Raw genomic sequence first — 22,714 nt, forward strand, 5'->3', positions numbered from 1 at the left:
CGGGCCTCCCGTCCTCGTACGACGCGGCCCTCGCGCCGCATGACGCGGACCTCGCGTCGCCGCCGCTCGACGGGCACATATCCGGCGGGGGGCACAGCGGCGGCATGCGCCGCACCTCTCCCGGTCGCGGACGCAGCCCCAGGTCCGGCAGACCCGCCGAGGCCCGCCCCCGCCCCCGCAGGCGCCGCCGGTTCCTGCGGATCGCGACGCTCCTGGCCGCGGTGAGTCTCATCACATCCGCCGGCACCTACGTCTGGGCCGACACCAAGCTCAACCGCGAGGTCGACCTCGCCAAGATCGCCGACCGGCCGTTGCAGGGCAAGGGAACCAACTATCTGATCGTGGGCTCCGACAGCCGGGCGGGCCTCTCCGACCGGGACAAGAAGGATCTCCACACCGGCGGCTCGGCGGACGCGGGCCGCCGCACCGACTCGATGATCCTGCTGCACACCGGCGCCCACGGCACCACCATGATGAGCCTGCCGCGCGACTCCTGGGTGACCATCCCGCCGCACATCCGCCCCGAAACCGGCAAGCACTACCGCACATCGAAGAACAAGCTCAACGCGGCGTTCTCGCTCGGCGGCCCCAACCTCCTCGTCCGCACCATCGAGCGCAACACCGGGCTGCCCATCGACCACTACACGGAGATCGGCTTCGCGGGTTTCGTGGGCATCGTGGACGCCGTCGGCGGTGTGCCGATGTGTCTGGACAAGGACATCAAGGACGAGAAGTCGGGCGCGAACCTGACGAAGGGCTGCCATACGCTCAACGGCCGCATGGCGCTCGCCTTCGTCCGCCAGCGCCACCAGGAGGCCCAGGGCGATCTCGGCCGCAGCCAGAACCAGCAGAAGTTCCTGGCCGCGCTCGCCAAGAGGACCGCCACGCCGGGCATCGTGCTCAACCCGTCCAAGGTCTACCCCACCATGAGCGCCGGGCTGGACACGCTCATCGTGGACAAGGACATGAGCCTGTTGAACCTCACCTCGCTCTTCCAGGCGATGAAGAGCGTCACCGCCGGCGACGGCAAGCGCCTCAACGTCCCCGTGGCCAGCCTCGGCTTCCCGACCTCCAAGGGCAGCGCCGTGAAGTGGGACCTGCCCCGGGCGAAGAAGCTCTTCGCGGAACTGCGGAACGACCAACCGGTGCTGACCGGCTGACCGTCCGCCAGGTCTTTACGGCTCTAGCCAGCCGGCTGCCGTGGCGGCGGCGCACGCCGTCGCCTCGGCGGTGCTCGCCCTGGCGTTCAGGTGCGGGTCCCTTCCCAGTGCCTTCCCGCCCGCGGCCTCCATGGCCGCCATCGACGCCGCCAGGGCGGCCTGGTGGGCGGCGCCGGAGAGCTCGGAGTCATCGTGGGCCCGGGCTATCTGGGCGGCAAGGGTCGCGGCGGCGGCGGCGTTCCTCGCGCAGCGGGCGTCCGCCGCGGGATCGGGGGAACGCTCTTCGAGCGCGGCCAGCCCCTGCTCCGACAGACGTATGGCGCCGGCAGCCGTTCCCGCAGGACCGGTGGGAACGAGCTTGGCCTCGTGCTCTTCGATGCCGACGTGGAGGCACGTGGCCCTGGCACGGACGAGAGCGCTTCGGGCGCGTGCCGCGTGCGACTCCCTGAGCTCCCCTTCAAGGGTGGCTTCAGGGGCGTCCTGAATCGTCGAAGTGCTTGACGTGCCTGAAGTGCCTGAAGTGCCTGAAGTGCCTGAAGTGGCTTGCTGTGCTGCGGCGTTGGGATCGCTCATCACCATCTCCTCGTCTGCGGACGACAGTGGACAGTGCCTTGTGAAAAGCGTCCCCTGTCCGTCCTTGTGGCCGAAAGGCCGGGGTGAAGGGGCGTGGCTCGGGCGTGCGCAGATTGACATGCCGGGCGCCAACAGGCCAGAGCGGCGAGGGAAGTCCCGGGCCGCTGACGCCCAACCGGTCGCCGCGCGGTGGCGAAGGTGCGGCGATCACGATCACGATCACGATCACGATGGCGATCACGGCCTAGAGGAAGAGTCCGACCCCCGCGTCGAGTGACCACACCTGCCAGCACATGCCGAACAGCCCGACCGCGGAGATCAGGGCCATCATGAGGTTCTGCCCTTGCTCGCCCCAGTCGTGAATCATCAGCACGAGGTAGATCAGGTTGAGCGCGAGGCCGCATCCCAGGGCGATGGGTGTGAGGAATCCGACGATCAGGCCCAGACCGAGAGCCAGCTCTGCGTAGGCGACGAGGTACGCCATCAGCCGGGGACGGGGCTTCACCATGCGGTCGAAGCCCTTCCGGACCACGGGCCAGCGATGCTTGGCTGCCACGCCCGCCGCCCAGGCGATGCCGCCGCCGGCGAACCAGTCCTTCTTGTCCTTGTGGCGCCAGCTCTCCAGCCACCAGAGGCCCAGCCCGATACGGAGGACCGCGAGCCATTCGGCCCCGCTGAGCCAGATTGTGTGCATGCCGATCCTTCCGCCCGAGAGTTGAGCTGACGGTACGTCAGTTCAACGGAAGGTGCCTGATCTGGCAAGAGGTGCAGATCCGGATTCCTCCTTGTTGTCGCGGGGGTTGGCCCATAGCCTGAAGCTGATGCACCGTCAGATTGTGCTCGACCGAACCGTCGGACAGTTGGGGGTACAGCGTGGTCAGCAACGGCAGCGGTACGGGAGACCTCCCCAAGGTCATCAGCGTGGACGATCATGTGATCGAGCCCGCGCACCTCTTCGAGACCTGGCTTCCCCAGAAGTACCGGGACCGGGGACCGAAGCCCTTCACGGCCGGCATCGGTGAGCTGGAGTACGTCGGCGGGAAGTACCGGTTCACCACCGATCCGGAAGGCCAGATCACCGACTGGTGGGAGTACGAGGGCCTGATCTTCCCGTACAAGCGCATCATTGCGGCCGTCGGCTTCTCCCGTGACGAGATGACGCTGGACGGCATCACGCGGGAGCAGATGCGGCGCGGTTGCTGGGACCCCAAGGCCCGGCTGGAGGACATGGACATCAACCACGTGGAGGCGTCGCTCTGCTTCCCGACGTTCCCGCGCTTCTGTGGGCAGACCTTCGCGGAGGCCGAGGACAAGGAGGTCGGGCTGGCCTGCGTCCGGGCCTACAACGACTGGATGGTGGAGGAGTGGTGCGGCGACAGCGGTGGCCGGCTGATCCCGCTCTGCCTCATCCCGCTGTGGGACATCGACCTCGCGGTCGCCGAGATCAGGCGCAATGCCGCGCGCGGTGTGCGGGCGGTGACCTTCAGCGAGATTCCCACCCATCTGGGCCTGCCGTCGATCCACTCCGGCTACTGGGACCCGTTCTTCGCGGCGTGCGAGGAGACCGGCACCGTCGTGAACATGCACATCGGGTCCTCGTCCCAGATGCCGGCGGCCTCGCCGGACGCGCCGCCCGCCGTACAGGCATCCCTGAGCTTCAACAATGCGATGGCCTCGATGATGGACTTCCTGTTCAGCGGCGTCCTCGTGAAGTTCCCCCGGCTGAAACTGGCCTACAGCGAAGGCCAGATGGGATGGATCCCGTACGCCCTGGAGCGTGCGGACGACGTATGGGAGGAGCACCGGGCCTGGGGTGGGGTGAAGGACCTGATCCCCGAACCCCCGTCGACGTACTACTACCGGCAGATCTTCTGCTGCTTCTTCCGTGACAAGCACGGCGTCGAGTCGATCGAGACGGTGGGGGTGAACAACGCGACGTTCGAGACCGACTACCCGCATGTCGATTCGACGTGGCCGCACACGAAGCAGGTGGCGGCCGAGCATGTCGGCGGTCTGCCCGACGAAGTGGCGTACAAGCTGTTGCGCGGGAACGCGATTCGTATGCTGGATCTACCATTCGACCAAGATCGGACGGCGGTCGTCTCCTGAGCCCGCGGTGGAGCTCTGGGGTGCCTTGGCGTTAAGCGGGACGGTTCGCGCCGGCCGCGCGGAGAGGTGGTCGGATGAGCAACCACATCAGCGAGACCCTGGTGACCATCGGGCGTGGATACGTGCGGGACGCCCCTGGCTGTCTCGGCAAGGCGATGCTGGCGGAGCGGTTCCTGAACCCCTGGCTGCGGGACCATCCTCGGCGGAGGGTCGTCCGCACCGGATTCGGCTCGGAGATGGCCGTCGATACGCGGGATCTCATCCAGCGCTTCATCTACCTGTTCGGCCTGTGGGAGCCGCACATGACGCACTGGCTGGAGCGCCGGCTGCGTCCCGGCGACACGTTTGTCGATGTCGGGGCCAACGTGGGCTACTACAGCCTGCTCGCCTCACGGCTCGTCGGCGGGACGGGCAAGGTGGTGGCCATCGAGGCCACCCCGGCCTTCCACCGCCGCGTGCTGCTCCACACCGAGATGAACCGGTGCGACAACGTCCGTGCGATCAACGCCGCGGTCTCCGACGAGCCCAGGAAGCTGACCTTCATACTGGCCAGCTCCAGCAACCTGGGCGCCGCCAGCATCGTCCCGTACGAAGGCCCCGCCGAGGCCACTTTTGAGGTGGACGCCTACCCGCTGCCCGATCTGCTTGCGCCGGAGGAGATCGCCTCGGCCCGAGTGATCAAGATCGATGTGGAGGGCGCGGAGGGTGCTGTCGTACGAGGCATGGCGCCGATACTCGAAAAGCTGCGGCCGGACGCGGAGATCACCGTCGAGGTGAATCCCGAGCGGATGGAGCGCTTGGGGGACTCGGTCACCGAGCTGCTGGAGACGATGCGGGAACACGGCTTTCATACGTATCGCCTTCCCAACGACTACGCCCCCGGGAGCTATCCGGCGGCGCTGCGTCGGTCGGTGGCCGTGCCGGTGCGGCTGCGCGGCCCGGTCGCCGAAGAGAGTGACCTGATCTTCTCTCGCGTCGATGCCGAAGAGCTGCCCTGAGCCAGTGGTGGGACCCCCGGGGCGCCTACGGCACGTACGGCACGTACGGCACGTACCCATACGGCCGCTCCACGACTGGCAGCCGTAATCCGGCCCGAGGATGCTTGAGGTGTCGGCACGGCGCGACAGAGCGGGAGCGGGTACGTGAGGGCACCGAGCGTGGGGCGCACCAGCGTCGGACGCTGGTGTCTGGGCCACCTCCAGCTGCTGCCCGTCGTCCTGCTCCTCGGCGGTGCCGTCCTCGACTACCACACTTCTCCGCATGTCAGCGCGGAGGCCTTCTATACAGCCGCGCCGATGACAGCCGCCGCACTGCTGTCGCTGCGCGCGACGGTCCTGGCGGGCATCGGCGCCTGTGCCGCCGACATCGCGCTGCTCACCCACTTCGGCTTCGTGGACAACTCCGGTGGGGTCAGCGAACTGGCAGCGGTCGCGACCGTCTCGGCCCTCGCCATCGGCGTCAACCGCCTCATGTACTACAGCAATGTGCGGCTGCAGGCTGCACGCAGAATCGCCCTCGCCGTGCAGCGCGCCGTCCTGCCGCAGCTGCCGGCCTCGATCGGGCCCCTGCAGATCGCCGTGCGCTACCGGGCAGCCGTGAAGGACGCACAGATCGGGGGCGATCTGTACAGCGCGCAGGACACCCCGTACGGCGTGCGCTGCCTGGTCGGCGATGTCCGGGGCAAGGGCATGGACGCGGTCAAGGTGGTGGACGTGGCCATGGGGGTGTTCCGGGAGGCCGCCGAGGAGGAACCCACCCTCGTCGGGATCGCGGCCAGGCTGGAGCGGGCACTGGTACGGGAAAGAGCGCGGCGGAAGGGACCCGAGCGGACCGAGGGGTTCGTCACCGGCGTTCTCGTCGAGATCCCGCACCGCGGCGATGAACTGCGGCTGGTCAACCGCGGTCACCCGGCGCCTCTGCTGCTGCACGCCGGCCAGGTGCGCAGCGCGGAACCGTCCGAGCCGGCCCTCCCCCTGGGGCTGGCGGAGCTGGGCGCCGAGCGGGACCGGACCGACACGGTGCCCTTCCCCTCAGGGGCGACGCTCCTGCTGTACACCGATGGCCTGAACGAGGCGCGGAACCACGCCGGGGACTTCTACGACCCCGCGTCCGGGCTGACCGGGCGCGACTTTCCCGGCCCGGATGTGCTCCTGGACACCCTTCTCACCGGGGTGAGCCGCCACACCGGCGGCCGCATCACCGATGACCTGGCACTGCTCGCGGTCAGCCGCGGCAGAGGCCGCACCGGGGAACGAGATCCGGTCAATCGGTAGCCGGGTAGCGCCACGCGAAGGACGCGAGCTCCCGCGCTCGGGCCTCGACGACCGCCATGCGGGCGGCGCGCTCCGCGGTGTCGGTGTGGGAGGCCTGGCCGGTCGCCTGACCAGGCCACTTCCGGTAGAGGAGCCCCACCTCGGGCGAGAACCAGCCGCGGCTCGTCGCGTTCAGGGCGAGCAGGAGACCGGTGTCTTCCGAAGCCGGGAGGGCCATCCAGCCACCGAGGGCGAGGAGCAGGTCGCGGCGTACGCAGAGGGTTGCCGGGTGGACCTGGGCGCGGAATCCGTTCGCCTTCCAGAAGTCGAGTACGGCGCCGCGCTCGATCGGCCCCGCCTCGGGGTCCGAGGAGAAGCCGGCGGTCGACCCGTCGGGCAGCAGATCGAGGGCGCGGGAGGTCGCCCAGCCGATGCTCCGGTCGCCTTCGAGAGCGGCCAGGTCACGAGCCAGCGCGCCCGGTGGCAGCTGATCGTCGGCGTCGAGGATCTTGACGTAGGTGCCGTCGGCCTGTGAGAGGGCCATGGTGCGGGCGACACCGGGGCCGCCCGGCCGTCCCTGCCGGAAGGTCACGCGGGCGTCGTCGGGGACATGGGGGGCGACCTCGTCGGTCTCTCCGTCCTCCTGGACGACCCAGTGCCACTCCCAGCCCTCGGGGAGTTCCTGCCGGCAGAGCGAGGTGTAGGCGTCCGGCAAGAAGTGCGCCGACGGTGCATGAACGGCGGTGACGATGATGATGCGCCGACGCACGGCACTCACCACCTTTCCAGGGAAGTGGTGAACAGCATTTCCGTGCGGTCGCCGGGCAGGATGACGTAGGAGACGCCCACGGCGCGGTCATGGGTGTCGTACGAGGTCTTCCGGAGGACGAGCACCGACGTGCCGGGCGGTAGCTCCAGCTCTTCCGCTTCTTCGGGCATCGGCGGGCGGGCGGTGACGCGCTCCTCGATGCGGTCCAGCTCGATCCCCACCGAGTGCAGCTGGCTCTGCGAACCCCCTGGCCACGGCTCCTTCGTCTCGTCCAGCAGATCCGGGTTCTGCGCGATCAGATCGTGGACGAGGTAGGAGGTCACCAGACTGAAGGGCGCACTCTCGGCCGTGCACCGCGTTCTGTAGATGCGTTCGAGAAGGGTGGTGCCTGCCGGGAGGCCGAACGCCCTCGCGAGATCCTCGTTCGCCTCGATCTCTCGGTACGACGCGGAAAAGACGAGGTCGTCGACCTGGAGGCCGGTGTCCTGCTCCGTGGCGCCGGTCCGGGCCCGCTGCTCCAGCGGTTTGCGCGCGCGGTTCTTCTCCCACTGGTGCCGGAGATTGGTGCGGAGTGCCAGGGTGCGGCGGCGCCGGACGAAATTGCCACGGCCGTGCTGCTTCTCGATGAGCCCTTCGTCCTGCAGGACCCGAAGGGCGTCCCGGACGGTGGGCACGCTCCGTCGGAACTCCTCGGCGAGCTTCGCCTCTGAGGGCAAGCGCTCACCAGGCTTCAGCCGACCTGCACGGATGGACTGCCGGAGGGTGTCCGCGATCCGCTCGTACGCCACTGCCATGGGCGCTCACCGTTCCGTCGTTCGCCGTTCCGTCGCTCGCCGCCCCGGCCGAGCCGGCCGGTCAGGCGGCTCCAGCCTACGACTCCTCAAGAGGTGTTGACGAGTGGAGAGGCGCGCACCTCTACGCCCTAAGGGGGCCCCGAGGGCATGAAAACGCCCGACCGCTGGCGACGGGGGATGCACCAGCGATCGGGCTGCGGCCAAGACTAACAACGCTGCTCGTGTGGCGGGAGACGACTTCCCCGTTGCCATGAGGAGTTGTGATCGGGATCACGTGATGCGGTCCGCCGGGGGGTGGCAACGGAGGAGAGAGCCAAGGGTGCTTGCAGAGCCGACCGGAGGTGTCCCAACTGACGCTCCGGCACCCGGCGTTGGCCGGTCCTCGGCTCCGTTACTCGCCACACGGAGGCGCGTACGACAGACGGGGCAGATACTCGTGCCATTTCTCCGGTGTCAGAACGCCCCGGGTGGTCGAGCAGATGCGACGAATTGCCTCGTCGGTGTCCGGGTTCCACAGGCGGACGGTATCGGCGCCGCTCGACACTCCGAGCAGGCGGTTCTTGGGACTGAACGACAGGAAATTGCCTGTCTTGGCGTTGGGGCTCAGCGATTGACCGATGGGAGTGGCCCTGGAGGGGTGGGCGACGTTCCAGAGCCGGACCGTGTCGTCGTTGCCGCCGCTCGCCAGGGTGCGGCCGTTCCGGCTGAACGTCAGCGACACGATCGCTTCGGTGTGGCCCGTGAGGGAGGAGAGCCGGGTTGGTTCGAGGGGGTCGGTGACGTCCCAGAGCCGGACCGTGTTGTCGTCGCTGCCGCTGGCCAGCGTATGGCCGTCCGGACTGTAGGCGAGCGCGTTGACGGGGCCCAGGTGCCCCTTGAGAGGCGCGCCGAGTGGGGCGGCATGCCGCGGGGCGGCCACGTTCCAGAGCCGGACGGTGCCGTCGGAGCTGCCGCTGGCCAGAGTTCGGCCGTCCGGGCTGAAGGCGAGCGAGTTGACGTAACCCTTGTGGCCGGTGAGCGGCGGGCCGAGCGGGCGGAGGTGGGACGGGTCGCCGGCGTTCCACAACTGGAGGGTGCGGTCGTCGTGGGCGGTTGCCAGCGTGTGCCCGTCCGGGCTGAAGGCCAGCGCGTCCGCATAGCGCGTCTGCAGCGTGAGGGGCGGCCCGTAGAGGACCGGCCGAGCCGGATCGGTGACGTTCCACAGATGCAGTGCGCGGCTTCCCGTCCGCACCGCGAGGGTGTGGCCGTCGGGGGAGAACGTCAGCGACCGCACGTCACCCACCCCGGGAGTGAACGGTTTGCCCAGCAATACGGGCCGGCGGGGAGTCTTCACGTTCCACAGCCGAACTCGTTGGTCGCGCGAGGCCGTGGCGAGCACCCGACCGTCCGGGCGGAACGCTCCGATGCGGCCGATCATGTCCGACGTCGGGATCGACCACAGGCGGGCCTTGTTGTCGCCGCTCCCGGTGGCGAGGGTGCGACCGTCGGGGCTGAAGCCCACGGCGTACATCTCGCCACTGCTGCCGGCGAGCGGCTCGCCGACCTGCGACGGATATGCCGGATTGCTGACGTTCCACAGGCTCGCCGTGCTGTCCGCACTGCCGGCGGCGAGCATGCCGCCGTCGGGGCTGAAGGCCACCGACCATACGGGGCCGGTGTGGCCGGTGAGCGGCGCACCGAGCGGCGTCGGGTGACGTGGGGCGGCCACCTTCCAGAGCCGGATGGTGTCGTCCGCGCTGCCGCTGGCGAGGGTGCGGCCGTCGGGGCTGAAGGCCACGGAGTGCACCGTGCTCTTGTGACCGGTCAGCACCGTGTCGATCGGCGTCGGACGCCGCGGATCGGAGCTGTCCCACAGCCGGATCGTGCCGTCGTCGCCGCCGGCTGCCAGCGTCCGTCCGTCGTGGCTGAACGCCACGGAGCGCACGGCGGTGGTGTGTCCGGTCAAGGCGCCGAGCGACCTCGGCCGGCGCGGGTCGCCCACGTCCCACAGGCGGACGGCGTGCTTTTCGGTGGCGGAGGCCAGGGTGCGGCCGTCCGGGCTGAAGGCGAGCAGGGAGAGCGTGCCGTCGTGGCCGGTCAAGGGCGCACCGATCGGGCGCGGGTGGCTGGGGTCCCGCACGTTCCAGAGCCGGATCGTGCCGTCGTCCGAAGCGCTGGCGAGGGTGTGTCCGTCCGGGCTGAAGACCGCGGTGGTCACCCAGCTGGTGTGGCCGGTGAGGGGCTTGCCCAGGGGTTTGGGGCGCGTCGGGTCCGCCACGTCCCACAGCCGAACGGTGCGGTCGTAGCTCGCGGTGGCCAGGATCCGTCCGTTCGGGCTGAAGGAGGTGAGGTAGACGGCGCCGGTGTGGCCAAGAAGCGGCGTGGCCAGCGGCGCGTTCACGATCGAGATCAACCGGTTGTTCGCGCCCTCGTCGTCCGGCCGCAAGTGGTGTGCCACCAGGTCGAGCCGAGCGGACAGCGACGGATCCGTGTGCTGGACGCGATCGGCTTCGGCGAGCACCTGCTCGAACACCGCGTCGTCCCGCTGCTGCCACGCCACCACCGCCGAGCCGACGGCCAGCATCGCCAGGACGACCAGCGCCGACACCGCAGCACGGCTGATCCATACCGTGCGCTTGCGCAACCTGACCGAAGCGGCCAGGAATTCCACCGCGCTCCGGGTCAGAAAGGTGTTACCGGCGGATTGTGCCCAGTTGCGGGCCTGTTCCAGACGGGAACCCCGGTACAGCAGCGACGTGTCGCGGTGCGAGGCCTCCCAGGTCCTGCCGTCCTCCTCCAGCCGCTGGCGCAGCAGATTGCCGTTCCTGTCCTCGTCGATCCAGTCGCGCAGGCGTGGCCAGGCGTGCAGCAGCGCTTCGTGGGTGATCTCCACGGTCTCCGCGTCGAGGGTCACCAACCGGGCGTGAACCAGCGCTTCGAGCGATTCCTCCGTTTTGTTGGGGTCCGTCGACTCCTTCGCCAGTTGGCGCCGCGTCCCCCGCCTCCGGGTGGCCTGGGTGTCTTCACTCAGCCGGACCAGCCTGAGGAGGAGCTGTCGCGCGGCCGCGCGTGCTGCCGGGTCGAGGCTGGACCAGGCCCGCTCGGCGGTCGCCGCCACCGCTCCCTGGATTCCGCCCGCCGCGCGGTAGCCGGCCAGCGTCAGCCGCCGCGCCTTGCGTCGCTGCCAGGTGGCGAGCAGGGCGTGGGAGAGGAGCGGCAGCACGCCCGCGTCGTGCGCCCCGCCGGGCCCGTCGGCGCTCACTTCCCGGACGATCAGCTCCGCCAGTCCCGGTTCGAGTTCCAGGCCCACGGCCTTGGCCGGACCGGTCACCGCTTCGCGCAGCTCCGTGCTGGTCAGCGGCCCGAGCACCATGTGCCGGTGCTGCAGCGCGTCGGCCAGTTCGGGGTACCCGAGGCATTGCTCGTAGAAGTCGGCGCGTATGCCGAGGATGACGAGTACGGGGGCCGGGGCGCCCGAATCGGCTGGGGTGCACGCGGCGTGGAGGAGCTGGAGGAACGTGCGCCTGTCCGCCTCGTTGGAGCAGAGGGTGAACGCCTCCTCGAACTGATCCACGATGACGACCGGACGTGCGGCGGAGGATGTCGTGCGCCTTGCCCATGCCGTGGCGGCCTCCCGCACCGCGTGCGCGAAGTGCGGAGTGCCGGGTTTCTTCGCCGCGGGTTCCTCCACGGCCAAGAGGACGCGGGCGAACTCGGGGATCCGGCGGGTCAGCTCCCCGAGCGGATCGCCTCCTGGCAGGAGCTGCAGCACCTCCCGCTCCTGGCCGTTCCCGTCGCCCAGCGCGCCGTTGCGCAATGCGGGCACCAAGCCGGCGTTCAGCAGGGAGGACTTTCCGGCTCCCGAGGCGCCCACGAGCATGACCAGGCCACCCGTCGTCTCCACCGCGCGGAGCTGGGCAACGAGGGCATCCGTGCTCCGCTCCCGGCCGAAGAACCACCGGGAGTCCTGCCGGCGGTACGACGCCAGCCCCCGGTACGGGCACACCCCACCGGAGACGGTCGGGGCGTCGTCCGGGGGCCGTTCCTCCTTGTCCGCGGATGCCGCGGGGCGGTCGCCGACCGGGTCGGCCACCGCGCGCTCCCACAGACGCTGCCACTGCGCCAGGTCGTATAGACCCGTGGACACCGGAGCGGGCCGCGAGCGCCGTGCTTCGGGGATCAGGATCTGCAGCACCGCCGCGAGGGCGGCGAACTGGGCAGGCACGTTCTTGGCCCGTCGCCAGTCGCTGATCCGCTGAGCGGACACCCGCACGGGCCGCCCTCGTTCATCGACCCGCTGAAGCCGGACGACCGACTCGGCCACGCGTGTGAGGGGAGGGTTGCCGGCCTCCTTGTACAGCAGCGCGAGACGTTCGGCGAAGGCTGTGCGTGCCCCTGAGTCGGAACTCAAGGTCTCCACTCCTTACTTCCCCCGCGCCTGGACTTCCGGACCGGAAAACCCACTTTATACGGCTGACCTGCGGTGAGGCAGTTGGCCCGAGACCGGAACCTCTTCGGCGGCAGCCACAGCTGGCAGGATCACGACGCAGCAGCGCATCAGCCGGGCGTCGCCCAGACAGGCCACCAGTTCAGCGCTCGGAGAGACACCTCATGACGTCGCATGTTCTCGGTCAGCTTCCGCCAAAGTTACGAGACGTCGGCGCCGGTCTCGGCACGTGAGTCCGAAAGATCCGTGGAGCCGGTCCCATCCGGACCGCCATCGGGTCGACCACGACGGGTCCGGCCTTCCTCGATCCGCGCCGGTACGGCGCGGATCGACGCAGCCCGCGCCGTTCGGCACCGGTCCCCACGAGGGGAGGGACCGGCGCTGAATGGCGCGGAGGTCGTGTACTCCACAGCCGCGCGGCGTGGTATCGCCCATGCGGCGGTGGAGCCGCTGCCGCCTGTGGCCCGGATCGCTTCTGCTGCCGTGCCCTCGTCCCGAACGGGGTTCGGGCGAGATCGCGGCCTGCCCGTGTGCCGGGCACTCCTGGCCGCGTCGTCAGCGCTGCGGGCTGTTGTGCCCGTTCTGCCGGCGCTTCATGTATTTCCACGTCACCCATGTAAGTACGAGGGACGCGCCGCCGATGCCCAAGAGCGCAATCCTTGTGACGAGGCCGCTGTTGGTGACCGCACCAATGAAACCGGCAATTGTTCCACAGCAGCCGAGGAGCAGCGAACGCCAGCCGAGGAACATGCCACCGAGCATTTCGCCGAGCCCGACGGCGGAACCCTTTATGAAGCCCCCGCCTTTCAGCGAGTTCAGCCAGTTTTCCTTGTTCGCCATTTATTTCACCCTCATGTGATGGGAGCGATGGGACGTCGCTGGAAAGGGCCGGGCTCGATATATCGTACCGGACCGCCTTCGGGCAGGAGGTAGTCGATGACCGTCGCGCCCAGGGCCACCGGCCACCCGAACACCCTGGCGCCGGCCCTACCGATGACGCCCGCCCCCTTGCCCATCTCGGCGGCAGAGCCGCTGACGTAGCCCCCGAGCTGCCCCGCGAAGAACGGGCCGATGAATCCCTGGAAGGACTCCTTGGCCTCGTCGGTACGTCCGAGCACGGTGAATGCGACCGTGTCGAAGGCTCCTCGCAGGCTGAAGAATCCCACTACGTTACGCACACTGTCGGGGATTCCGGCGTTGCTGTGCTTTTCGAAGATGACATCGTCGTTCTTGGGATCGTCCTGGGGGCGGTAGTTGTTCTCCGCGTTCTCCTGTGCTTTTTCGCGGGCTGCTTTCGCTTCCGCCTTTTGTTCCTGGCGGCGCTTCTCGGCGGCGATGGCGTACGCCTCGCGTGCGGCTTGGCCGGCCGCGGCGGCGTCCTTGCCCGCGTCCAGGGCAGCCTGCCGGGCTCGACGGGCGGATGCGGCCGCATTGCCGGCCGAAATGCTGGCTTGGGCCGCGGAGGACGTGGCCTGGACGGCTGAATAGTTTGCGGCCCGGCTGGCCTTACGCGCGGTAGCAGCTGCGGACTTGGCCCGGGTGGCGGAGGCTGCTGCGTCGGTGGCGGACTTGTCGGCGGCCTGCGAACTCTCGCGTGCCCGTGCGGCGTGGTCGCCTGCTTCCTGTGCAGCCTGCTTCGCCTGCTTGGCGTAGCCGTTCGCCTCGTCAGCCCTTCCTCTGGCGTGGGCGGCCGCCGCGGCGGCGGTGTTGGCGTCCTTGCGGGCAGTGGCTGCGGCCTTGGCGGCGATGCTGATCTGTGCACGGACGGCCGCGACGTGGGCGGCGGTGTCCTGATCAGCCTGTGCGGCCTTGTACTGGATACGCGTCACGAAGATGCCCGGCATCCAGCGGGGTCCGGTCATGGCTATACGGGCTGCGGCCTTTACGTTCGGGCCGCCCCTTTCCATGATCCGCAGAGTCTCCACCCGGTCGTCTTCGGCCTGGGCTCTCGGGTATCCGCTGAGGAGGAAGGCGTGGAGAGCCTTGGCCGAGCCGTCGTCCATGGCCGCGTTGCCCGCTGCCGTCACGGCTTTGCCGGCGTCTTCCATTGCCCGCAGGGTCTGGATGCGGTACTCGTCGCGCTGGCTCTCCACCACTCCGTCCGTCAAGAACGCTTCGACTGCCTTGGGGCCCTCGGTGAGTGCAGCTTCGGCGGCGGCAGCCGTCTTCGGTGTGCCGATGCGGGCGAGGTGGAGGGCAGTCTCGCGATCGTCCTCCTGTTGCGCGGTGACGCGGCCGGTCGCGAGCCAGGTGAGCACGTCGGCGTCGGTGCCGGACAGGGCCTGGCCGGCCGCCTCGCTGGTCCAGTTGCCGCTGCTGCTGAGGAGGTTGGCCGCGGCCTTGCGGGCAAGGGTGGCTGCCGCCGCAGGGTCCGACTTGGCCTTGCCCGGCCCCTCGGCGAGAAGCTTCTTGGTCTCCTCGTCCATGCGGGCAGCCTGCGTCCGGGCGTATTTGTTGGTGGCCCTGGCCTCGCCGTCGAGGGACTTCAGCAATTCGGCGTCCGCGACCGCCTTCGCCTCCTCCTGCTCAAGCAGGTACTGCTCAGCCGCGCGGGCAACCTTCTCGACCTGTTGGGCCTGAGTGGTTGCGGACGTGGCTTGTTCTGCTGCCTTGAGGGAGGCGTCGGCGTGTGCGGTGGCCTTCCTCCCCTCTGCGTCGGCCTCGCCTGCATGCTGAGCGGCGTCCTCCGCCGCCTTCGCAGCTGCCTCGGCGTGGCCGGCCGAAGAGTCGGCGAACTGGCGGGCGGCACGGGCCGCCGCAGCTGACTGGTTGGCCAGCTTCTGGGAGCGGCCAGAGGCGTTGGTGGCCTGCGTTGCTGCCGAGCGAGCCTGGGCTGCGGCTCGTCGTGCATGTGCGGCCTCGCCGGCAGCGACCCCGGACTGCTCGCCTGCGGCGGCTGCGGCCTCGGCGGCCGCGGCCGCGTTCTGTCCGGCGCGGGCAGCAGCGGAGGATGAGCTCCCGGCGGCGGCACTCGCCTCCGCGGCGTGCGAGGCGGCCCGAGCTGCGGTGCGGGCGCCGGCGGCGGCATCGCGGGCTGCCTGGGCGGCCTTTCGCGCGTTCGCGGCCTGATGGCGGTCCGCTATGGCGGCATTCGCCGACTGGTACGCCCTGGCGGCTGCCCGCCCCGCCGCAGCAGCGGCATGCGCAGCATTAGCGGCAGCTTGTGCGGCGGTACGCGACGCGGCCACCGCAGCGTTCGACGCCTGGATCGCGGTACGGGCAGCAGCCGCCGCTCCTTCGGCGGCTTGAGCGGCGCGGGTGGCGGCACGCCCGGCCTTGTCCGCATCCCCCTTCGCTGCCCGGGTCTCTTCCGCTGCCTTCTCCGCAGCCTCCTTGGCCAAGGCTGCGGCCTTGTCGGCGCGGCCCGCTGCCGCCTTGGCCTCTTCGGTCTCGGCCTTGGCATGCTTACCCGCCGCGGTGGCCGCTTCCGCGAGTTGGGTGACCGTCATCAGCTCCTGGTCATGGGCACGAGCCAGGTGCTGCCCGGTCTCCAGGAACTGGACTCTGTCCTGCGGCGTTCCGTTCATTGCCCGTTCGCCGGCCTGCTTCACCGCTTGACCGCCGGAGTTCATGAGCGCCAGCACCCGGACTCGGTTGTCCTCGTCCTCGGCCTTGGGCCGGCCCTTCTCGAAGAACTCCTCCAGCGCCTTGGCCGAACCGTCGTTCAGGGCCTTCTGGCCCTCCCGGTCAACGGCCTTGCCGCCTTCGTTCATGGCCCGCAGCACAGCGACGCGTCGGTCATCCTGCAAGGGCTTCTCGAACCCGGACTTCACGAAGTCGAGAACATCCTGATCGCTTCCGGACAATGCCTTCTGCCCTGCTTCACTCACCCCCTTACCGGAGGTAGGGAGCATCTTGAGGATCGCGATGCGTGCGTCGTCGACGGTGGCGCGATGGAGTCCCCGCGTCAGGAAGTCCTGCAGATCCGCATCGGTTCCGGTCAGGGCCGTGGCCGCGGCGCGCTTCACTCCCGCGTCACCACTCATCCAGGCGTCGACGGCCTGAGCCCGGGCATTGGCCGGTAGCGCGGGCTGCGCCGGAGGAGCTGCCTCGGCGACAACGGTCCCGAAGAGAACTGCAGAGACCGTCAGTGCGGTGAGAGCCGTGAATCTCTTCCCTGTGTGGCGCGGTTGACCGCGCATCAAATCTGTCCGTTTCATGTCAAGTATTCGCTACCGACTTCTCGCGTTAATAGTCGTTTCCTGGGTGTGCTTGGCGCCGGATCCGATGGTCACATGCGGCCTCAATAGATTAAAGCCAAGGCAAAAGGGGACTAAAGTCCTGATATGCCTCCGTGCTCTCCTTCGATGGGTGGTCAATTCCCGCCGCAAGGAATGAAGTTCGGCTTGGGACTTTAGTCCTGAGCGCAACTCGCGGTAGATGCACGGGAGCTGCAAATGCGAGCTTCGTCACGCCCTGGAAATTGTCGATCCGGCAAGCCTGGTGATAGCTGTTTAGATCTGCCGGTTCGGTGGGCTATAGCCCGGACGTGACCCTCGGCGGACTGGTCCCGTACTCCCGCATGTCTATCTCCGCCATGAACTGGTGGTAGACGGGCTGTATCTCAATGAAAGATCTATAGATGAAGACCCCTTCGCGCCTGCTGGCCCTGGCTCTGGCCGGCGGCACCCTGCTGCTGGCCGGAGCAGCCCACGCAGCCGGCACCCGGGCACCGTCAGCGCCTGCGCCCAACGAAGCGGCCCAAATGCCTGCTGCTGTCGAGGACTTCTCCTATCCCAACGCGGCAAAAATTCTCGCGGAGAAGAACCTGAAACTTAAGCGCGGAGATGGCAACATCATGCTGGCCGAGTGTGGTAGCTCTCCCGACCTGTTGCAGTTCATCGCCCGCGATCGGGATGATTTCTGTTTCCGTGTGACAGGCAGTAAGGGCTACCTCAGCCTCGAAGTCCCCGCCGTGACCGGAGTGCAGACCAAGGACCACACCGCACGCGTCGAGATGACCGTCGATGACAAGACCAAGTCCTACGACATAGGCAAGAACAAGTGGCAGGGCATCGGCGAGACCACCGACCCGGCAGGGCGCAACCACGTACTCGTGGAGATCGTCACGGGGAAGTAGATCCCGCCCCATTTACCAGCTCGCCCGACCCGCACCGCGTTCCCAGAATGCCGGCAGCACGCTCGGGACACCCACATGAACATCAATCAAGGAATGAACATGCCTGGAAGGCGTTCACGCGCCGCGTGGACCACAGGTCTTCTCGCCGCCACCACCCTGGCAAGCTGCCTCGTCACCGCCGCCCCCGCGACCGCCCTGCAGGGCGGTGACGTCAAGGATGAGACCTACGCATTCACTGCGAAGATCAACGTAGCGGACGTGCAGGCTTGCTCAGGCGTGCTGGTGGACCCGCAATGGGTGCTCAGCGACAAGAGTTGCTTCGCGAACAGCGGCAAGCCGGTCCAGGCCGGCAAGCCTGCCTCCAAGACCACCGTGACCGTGGGCCGCACCGACCTGACCCAGAAGGGCGGAAAGGTCGTGGAGGCGGTCGAACTTGTGCCGCACGCTGACCGCGACGTGGTGATGGTCAAGCTCGCACACCGCGCCCTGGGCATCGCCCCGGCCAAGCTCGCCGCAGCCGCCCCGGCCGCGGGCGAACAGCTGACGGTGACGGGCTTCGGCCGCACCAAGACCGAATGGGTGCCCGACAAGCTGCACTCCTCCGTGTTCACCGTCGACTCCGTCACCGGCAGTGCGGTCAACCTCAACGGCTCCGACCAGGCCACGATCTGCCAGGGCGACGCCGGCGGTCCTGCCCTGCGCGTCAAGGACGGGATTCCGGAACTCGTCGCTGTCAACAGCCGCTCCTGGCAGGGTGGCTGCCTGGGCACCGACGCGAGGGAGAAGCGCACCGGTGCGGTCGACGTGCGTGTGGACGATCTGAGCGAGTGGATACGTAAGACTGCCTTCCGAGTCCAGGACGACGTCACGGGTGACGGCATCGCCGATCTCGCTGCGATCTGGGCCGACGGGACCCTGCACCTGTATCCGGGCGACCCGGCCAAGGGGCTCAGCGGCGAGAACATCGCACAGACCGGCGGTACCAGCTGGAAGTCCATGAAGCAGCTCGCCAAGGGCGACTTCACCAACGACGGCATCGCCGACCTCATGGCCATCTGGACGGACGGCACCCTCCACCTCTACAAGGGCGAGGGCAAGGGGAAGTTCGGCTCGGCGATCACGGTCACCGAGGGCGGCAGGACCTGGGACACGATGAAGCAGCTGACCGTCGGCGACTACGACGGTGACGGGATCGCCGACGTCATGGCGGTCTGGTCCGACGGCACCCTGCACCTGTACAAGGGCAAGGGGAACGGGCAGGTCGCGCCGCAGGCCAAGGTGAACACCGGCGGAGACACCTGGGGCACGGTGAAGCTGCTGCCAGGCGGTGACTTCAACGGTGACGGGATCGCCGACCTCATGGCGGTCTGGTCCGACGGCACACTGCACTACTACCCCGGTGACGGCACCGGCCAGGTCGCCAAGCAGATCCCCGTCCCGGTCGGCGGCGACACCTGGGGCACGGTCCGCCAGCTGACCGCCGGTGACTACACCGGAGATGGCATCGCCGACCTCATGGCCATCTGGACCGACGGCACCCTCCACCTCTACGAGGGCAACGGGACCGGCGGCATCAACACCGCCACCAGCATCCCCTACGGCGGCAGCACCTGGAAGACCATGCTCCAGTTCGCCTGACCGACGCGGGCAGGCAAGGCGTCGTACTGCTCCGGCCCGGCACGTCAGCGGGTCGGAGCTCGCACGCCTCGGTCGCCCACTTCGCCAAGGCGCCCTCCACACCACCACGCCCGGCGGCCGGACCGTCACCGTCTCAGCAGGTGCCTCGCTCGCCGCGGAACAGATCGCGTCGCGCCGCCGCGCCTCGCGCCAGGCGTAGGTGTCCCCGTCGCAGGCGTCGCCCTTCGGCTTGGCCGGCGGGATGGCCACCTGGTCGGGGAACTCCTTCGGGAGGAGGACGACGGCATGGCGATGGGCCTGAGCTTCGACGACGGGCGGCAGCGCTGGGTCAACAAGTCCATCTCCGTCGTGGGGATCGCCGCGGCCGGCAGGACCACCGCGATGATCGGCGGGTACGACTTCGACGCCAAGGGCAACGGCGGCGCCCTCCTCGACGCGGCGAGCGGCAAGCGCCTGCGTACCTACGGCGAGGAACTCGAGGCGAGCGAGTGCACACGACGGACTCAAGACCGTCGTGTGCACTGATGACGATTCCGCCGCCGTCGCCTACAACTCCGCCACGGGCAGGACCCGCTGGTCCCTGCCCGACGAGACAGCGGGCCGAGTGACGCCCACCGTCACCCTGGTACGGCAGGGGCTGGTGTACGGGACGACGGAGAACGGCCCTGTCGTCCTGGACGCCGCTACCGGCGAGGACAAGGAGGACAAGCCCGGGCTCGCGCCGTACGCGATGGACGGCTACGTCGCTGTCGCCATGGAGGACGGCCTGGTCTCCGCGCACCGGGTCACGGGCCGACCTCCGTTTTGAACACGGCGGCGCCGCCGCCTGAGGTGAAGGAAGAGGGGGCGGCGGCGCCGTTTACCTCGGGCTCGTTGGCCGTGTCGCCGTGGCCGTCGTGCTCGACGGACGACCTGTCGGCGCCCCCGTCGATCTGCTCCTGGGACGGAGCGGAGGCCACCGCTGGCGCTGCTCACGGGAGCACGTGCCGAAGAACTGCGGGCCCTCACGTGGGACCACGTCTTCCTCAAGGGCGATCCGGCCGCGCGCCCTCCCGGCCCGCTGTAAAGACGTCCTCTGGCAGCACTGGGAGGAGCAGGGCCGGGGCCGTCCGGAGAGCCTTCCGCCAGCGATCAAGGAGGCCGACGGGGTGAACGCCATGGAATGTACGCCGCGTGAGCTACGCCACAGCTTTGTTTCGCTGCTGGACGGCATCTTCAAGGCGAATCCGGAGCGTTGGTCACGCAGTTGGTCACGCACAAAACAGGAGAGGCACCTACGGTTATCCGTAGGTGCCTCTGACCTGTGTTCCTTCAGTCGGGGTGGCGGGATTTGAACCCACGACCTCTTCGTCCCGAACGAAGCGCGCTGCCAAGCTGCGCTACACCCCGAAGCAACGAGCTCTACTTTAGCGGACTGATCCCCGTAGGCGAAATCCGGTTTCTGTGGAGCGGGGGAGCGGGCCTGACCTGGTCGATCGCGATGGTGATCAAGGGGAGGAGGCAGGCGGCGGTGGCGATGGTGAGGGTGGTGGAGAGGGGGCGGGGCGGGGAGCTGAGGAAGGTGGTGAGGGAGAGGTGGAGGAGGGGGTAGAGCGGCCACTGCCAGGCGTACGGGAGGCGGAAGGTGCGGGGCGCCGTCAGGAGGAGCCAGTCGGCGAGGGCGCCGAGGGGGGTGGCCGTGGCGAGGAGGGGGCTGGTGGTGCTGGTGGGTGGGGTGAGGTGGTGGGTGAGGGCGGCGAGAGTGAGGAAGACGAGGAGCGCGCCGGTGAGGCGGGGGGATACGGGGCGGCGGCCGGTCCAGGCGCGATGGGCGGAGAAGGCGAAGCCGAGGGCCGCGGCGAGGTTGGCCTGGAGGGTGAAGTCGGCGAGGAGGCGCGGCGGGTCGGGGAAGCGGAGCGCCGCGAGGGCGAGGCCGGTGAGGGCGGTTGCGGTGATCAGGGCGCGGACGGCGGCGGCGAGGGGGCGGCGGACGGTGGGGGCGACGGCCGCTGCCGGGGTCCGGGCGGCGGCGCCGGCCGGGCCGGTCGCGTGGCGCGTGGACTGCGAGGTCCGGGTGGGATCGGACATTCCTCCACGGTAGGGGGCGGGCCCCGGTAGGGGGAGGGACGGGGCCGGGGCTGCCCGGCCCCGTCCCTCCTGATCGGCGTCCGGCGGTCGGCCCCGCGTCGGCCGCTGCCGGGGTCCGGGCGTCGGTCGTGCCCTCGGCCCTGCGTCGGCCGGCCCCTCAGTCCCGTGCCGACCGTGCCCTCAGTCCCGTGCCGACCGTGCCCTCAGTCCCGCGCCACCAGCGTCAGCAGCGTGGCCTCCGGGGGGCAGGCGAAGCGGACCGGGGTGTACCGGTTGGTGCCGCAGCCGGCGGAGACGTGGAGGTAGGAGGTGCGGCCGGCGGTGGTGTGGGTGGACAGGCCCTTGACGCGGTCGGTGTCGATGTCGCAGTTGGTGACCAGGGCACCGTAGAAGGGGATGCACAGCTGGCCGCCGTGGGTGTGGCCCGCCAGAATCAGCGGGTAGCCGTCGGCGGTGAAGGCGTCCAGGGAGCGCAGGTAGGGGGCGTGGACGACGGCCAGGGAGAGATCGGCGCCGGATTCCGGGCCGCCGGCCACCTCGGCGTAGCGGTCGCGCTTGATGTGCGGGTCGTCCAGGCCGGTCAGGGCGATCTCGATGCCCTCCAGCTTGAGGCGGCCGCGGGAATTGGACAGTCCGACCCAGCCCGCCGCGTCGAAGGCGTCGCGGAGGTCTTCCCACGGGTTGTGGACGACGCCGACGGCGGGGGCGTTGCCGTTGAGGCCGTGCCGGCCCTGGACCCGCTCGATCAGATAGCGGGCGGGGTTGCGCAGCTTGGGGCCGTAGTAGTCGTTCGACCCGAAGACGTACGCACCGGGGAACTCCATCAGCGGGCCGAGCGCGTCGAGCGCCTCCGGGACACCGTTGGGGTCGGAGAGGTTGTCGCCCGTGTTGATGACGAAGTCGGGGCGCAGCCCGGCGAGCGACTGCAGCCAGCGCTGTTTCTTGAGCTGGCCGCCGACCATGTGGACGTCGGAGACCTGCAGGACGCGCAACGGCCGCATTCCGCGGGGCAGTACGGGCACGGTGACGCGCCGGAGGCGGAAGGAGCGGACTTCGTAGCCTGCGGCGTAGGCCAGGCCGGCCGCGCCGACTGCGGTCAGGGTCAGGGGTACTCCGTATCGCGCGCGCATGACCCCATCGTGGCAGAGGGGAGGGGGAAGAAGGGAATGCGAGGGAGCCGGGGAGCGCGGGGGCGGGGCCTGCGGGGAAAAGGCGCGGCGGTTGTCGGTGGGTGGGGGCATACTCGACGGCATGACCACGCTCAAGTCCAAGCTGCAGGACGACCTCACCACCGCGATCAAGGCGCGCGACGAGCTGCGCTCCTCCACCCTCCGCCTCACGCTGACCGCGATCCAGAAGGAGGAGGTCTCGGGGACCGAGGCGCGCGTGCTGTCCGACGGCGAGGTCGAGAAGATCATCGCGCGGGAGGCGAAGAAGCGCCGCGAGGCCGCGGAGGCGTTCGAGAAGGGCGGCCGGGCCGAATCGGCGGCGCGTGAGCTTGCCGAGGGTGAGGTGCTCGCGGACTATCTGCCCAAGCAGCTCACCGACGACGAGCTGGAGCAGCTGGTCGCGGCGGCGGTGGCGGAGGCCAAGGGGGCCGGCGCCGAGGGGCCGCGGGCGATGGGCGCCGTCATGAAGATCGTCAACCCGCAGGTGGCGGGCCGTGCCGAGGGCGGCCGGGTCGCCGCGGTGGTCAAGAAGCTGCTGGCGGGCTGAGCCCACGCCGCCTCGGCGGCATGCCGGACCGCACGAGAAGGGGCGCCCTCCTTGAGGAGGGCGCCCCTTCCGCGTCTCGTGAGCTACAGCGTCTCGTGGCTACTGCGTCTCGTCGGCGTGGCGGCCGGTC

Annotated in this window: 18 protein-coding genes, 1 tRNA gene and 1 pseudogene; 10 read left to right on the top strand and 10 right to left on the bottom strand. The window is 69.4% G+C overall.

What is annotated here, in order from left to right; all coding sequences use genetic code 11:
- The first annotated feature begins 104 nt into the window (after positions 1 to 104).
- The gene (locus tag AB0D04_RS04775) at positions 105 to 1,160 is read left to right on the top strand and encodes an LCP family protein (protein ID WP_362699655.1); all 1,056 of its coding nucleotides are present in this window, start codon (positions 105 to 107) and stop codon (positions 1,158 to 1,160) included.
- 15 nt (positions 1,161 to 1,175) lie between these two features.
- Here the strand turns inward: AB0D04_RS04775 and AB0D04_RS04780 are convergent, their stop codons facing one another.
- Both AB0D04_RS04780 and AB0D04_RS04785 read right to left on the bottom strand, forming a co-directional pair.
- Complete coding sequence (locus AB0D04_RS04780) at positions 1,176 to 1,733, bottom strand: hypothetical protein (protein WP_362699411.1); 558 nt, start codon at positions 1,731 to 1,733, stop codon at positions 1,176 to 1,178.
- Positions 1,734 to 1,977: 244 nt separating this feature from the next.
- Entirely contained in the window at positions 1,978 to 2,427 is a 450-nt protein-coding gene (locus tag AB0D04_RS04785) for a DoxX family protein (RefSeq protein ID WP_362699413.1), read from the bottom strand.
- A 179-nt stretch (positions 2,428 to 2,606) separates the two neighbouring features.
- On the opposite strand from AB0D04_RS04785, the gene AB0D04_RS04790 reads away from it, so the two are divergent.
- The 3 genes from AB0D04_RS04790 (at position 2,607) to AB0D04_RS04800 (ending at position 6,115) form a co-directional block, all read left to right on the top strand.
- On the top strand, positions 2,607 to 3,842 hold the full coding sequence (locus AB0D04_RS04790) for an amidohydrolase family protein (RefSeq protein ID WP_362699415.1): 1,236 nt from the start codon (positions 2,607 to 2,609) through the stop codon (positions 3,840 to 3,842).
- Between the two features lie 74 nt (positions 3,843 to 3,916).
- A complete protein-coding gene (locus AB0D04_RS04795; RefSeq protein WP_362699417.1) occupies positions 3,917 to 4,840 on the top strand; it encodes an FkbM family methyltransferase in 924 nt (307 codons plus the stop codon).
- Between the two features lie 144 nt (positions 4,841 to 4,984).
- The gene (locus AB0D04_RS04800; RefSeq protein WP_362699419.1) at positions 4,985 to 6,115 is read left to right on the top strand and encodes a PP2C family protein-serine/threonine phosphatase; all 1,131 of its coding nucleotides are present in this window, start codon (positions 4,985 to 4,987) and stop codon (positions 6,113 to 6,115) included.
- Here the strand turns inward: AB0D04_RS04800 and AB0D04_RS04805 are convergent.
- The 5 genes from AB0D04_RS04805 to AB0D04_RS04825 form a co-directional block, all read right to left on the bottom strand.
- On the bottom strand, positions 6,105 to 6,863 hold the full coding sequence (locus AB0D04_RS04805; RefSeq protein ID WP_362699421.1) for a glycosyltransferase: 759 nt from the start codon (positions 6,861 to 6,863) through the stop codon (positions 6,105 to 6,107). The genes AB0D04_RS04800 and AB0D04_RS04805 overlap by 11 nt on opposite strands.
- Positions 6,864 to 6,868: 5 nt before the next feature.
- Entirely contained in the window at positions 6,869 to 7,657 is a 789-nt protein-coding gene (locus tag AB0D04_RS04810; RefSeq protein WP_362699423.1) for a GntR family transcriptional regulator, read from the bottom strand.
- Positions 7,658 to 8,048: 391 nt separating this feature from the next.
- Positions 8,049 to 12,056, bottom strand: a complete 4,008-nt coding sequence (locus AB0D04_RS04815; RefSeq protein WP_362699425.1) for an AAA family ATPase — start codon at positions 12,054 to 12,056, stop codon at positions 8,049 to 8,051.
- A 582-nt stretch (positions 12,057 to 12,638) separates the two neighbouring features.
- Positions 12,639 to 12,923 carry a hypothetical protein gene (locus AB0D04_RS04820; protein WP_362699427.1) on the bottom strand — a complete coding sequence of 95 codons (285 nt, stop codon included), beginning with the start codon at positions 12,921 to 12,923 and terminating at the stop codon, positions 12,639 to 12,641.
- An 11-nt stretch (positions 12,924 to 12,934) separates the two neighbouring features.
- The gene (locus AB0D04_RS04825) at positions 12,935 to 16,243 is read right to left on the bottom strand and encodes an ALF repeat-containing protein (RefSeq protein ID WP_362699429.1); all 3,309 of its coding nucleotides are present in this window, start codon (positions 16,241 to 16,243) and stop codon (positions 12,935 to 12,937) included.
- A 422-nt stretch (positions 16,244 to 16,665) separates the two neighbouring features.
- On the opposite strand from AB0D04_RS04825, the gene AB0D04_RS04830 reads away from it, so the two are divergent.
- From AB0D04_RS04830 to AB0D04_RS04850, 5 genes and pseudogenes are all read left to right on the top strand, one after another.
- The gene (locus tag AB0D04_RS04830) at positions 16,666 to 17,163 is read left to right on the top strand and encodes a hypothetical protein (protein WP_362699431.1); all 498 of its coding nucleotides are present in this window, start codon (positions 16,666 to 16,668) and stop codon (positions 17,161 to 17,163) included.
- Positions 17,164 to 17,262: 99 nt separating this feature from the next.
- The gene (locus tag AB0D04_RS04835) at positions 17,263 to 18,801 is read left to right on the top strand and encodes an FG-GAP-like repeat-containing protein (RefSeq protein WP_362699433.1); all 1,539 of its coding nucleotides are present in this window, start codon (positions 17,263 to 17,265) and stop codon (positions 18,799 to 18,801) included.
- Positions 18,802 to 19,086: 285 nt separating this feature from the next.
- The gene (locus tag AB0D04_RS04840; RefSeq protein WP_362699435.1) at positions 19,087 to 19,326 is read left to right on the top strand and encodes a hypothetical protein; all 240 of its coding nucleotides are present in this window, start codon (positions 19,087 to 19,089) and stop codon (positions 19,324 to 19,326) included.
- Complete coding sequence (locus AB0D04_RS04845) at positions 19,316 to 19,609, top strand: hypothetical protein (protein ID WP_362699437.1); 294 nt, start codon at positions 19,316 to 19,318, stop codon at positions 19,607 to 19,609. Before AB0D04_RS04840 ends, AB0D04_RS04845 begins: the two co-directional genes overlap by 11 nt.
- Before the next feature lie 153 nt (positions 19,610 to 19,762).
- Positions 19,763 to 20,006: pseudogene (locus AB0D04_RS04850) on the top strand (site-specific integrase); the annotation flags it as partial.
- A gap of 110 nt (positions 20,007 to 20,116) precedes the next feature.
- Here AB0D04_RS04850 and AB0D04_RS04855 read toward each other — a convergent pair.
- From AB0D04_RS04855 to AB0D04_RS04865, 3 genes are all read right to left on the bottom strand, one after another.
- Positions 20,117 to 20,190, bottom strand: a tRNA-Pro gene (locus AB0D04_RS04855).
- A 12-nt stretch (positions 20,191 to 20,202) separates the two neighbouring features.
- On the bottom strand, positions 20,203 to 20,868 hold the full coding sequence (locus tag AB0D04_RS04860) for an integral membrane regulator (RefSeq protein WP_362699439.1): 666 nt from the start codon (positions 20,866 to 20,868) through the stop codon (positions 20,203 to 20,205).
- A gap of 203 nt (positions 20,869 to 21,071) precedes the next feature.
- Positions 21,072 to 21,998, bottom strand: a complete 927-nt coding sequence (locus tag AB0D04_RS04865; protein WP_362699441.1) for a metallophosphoesterase — start codon at positions 21,996 to 21,998, stop codon at positions 21,072 to 21,074.
- A 121-nt stretch (positions 21,999 to 22,119) separates the two neighbouring features.
- Here AB0D04_RS04865 and AB0D04_RS04870 point away from each other — a divergent pair, with 121 nt between their 5' ends.
- Positions 22,120 to 22,584, top strand: coding sequence for a GatB/YqeY domain-containing protein (locus AB0D04_RS04870; protein ID WP_362699443.1), 465 nt, complete (start codon positions 22,120 to 22,122; stop codon positions 22,582 to 22,584).
- The last annotated feature ends 130 nt before the right edge of the window (positions 22,585 to 22,714 follow it).

It is taken from the genome of Streptomyces sp. NPDC048483, assembly GCF_040651455.1.
Lineage (GTDB): Bacteria > Actinomycetota > Actinomycetes > Streptomycetales > Streptomycetaceae > Streptomyces.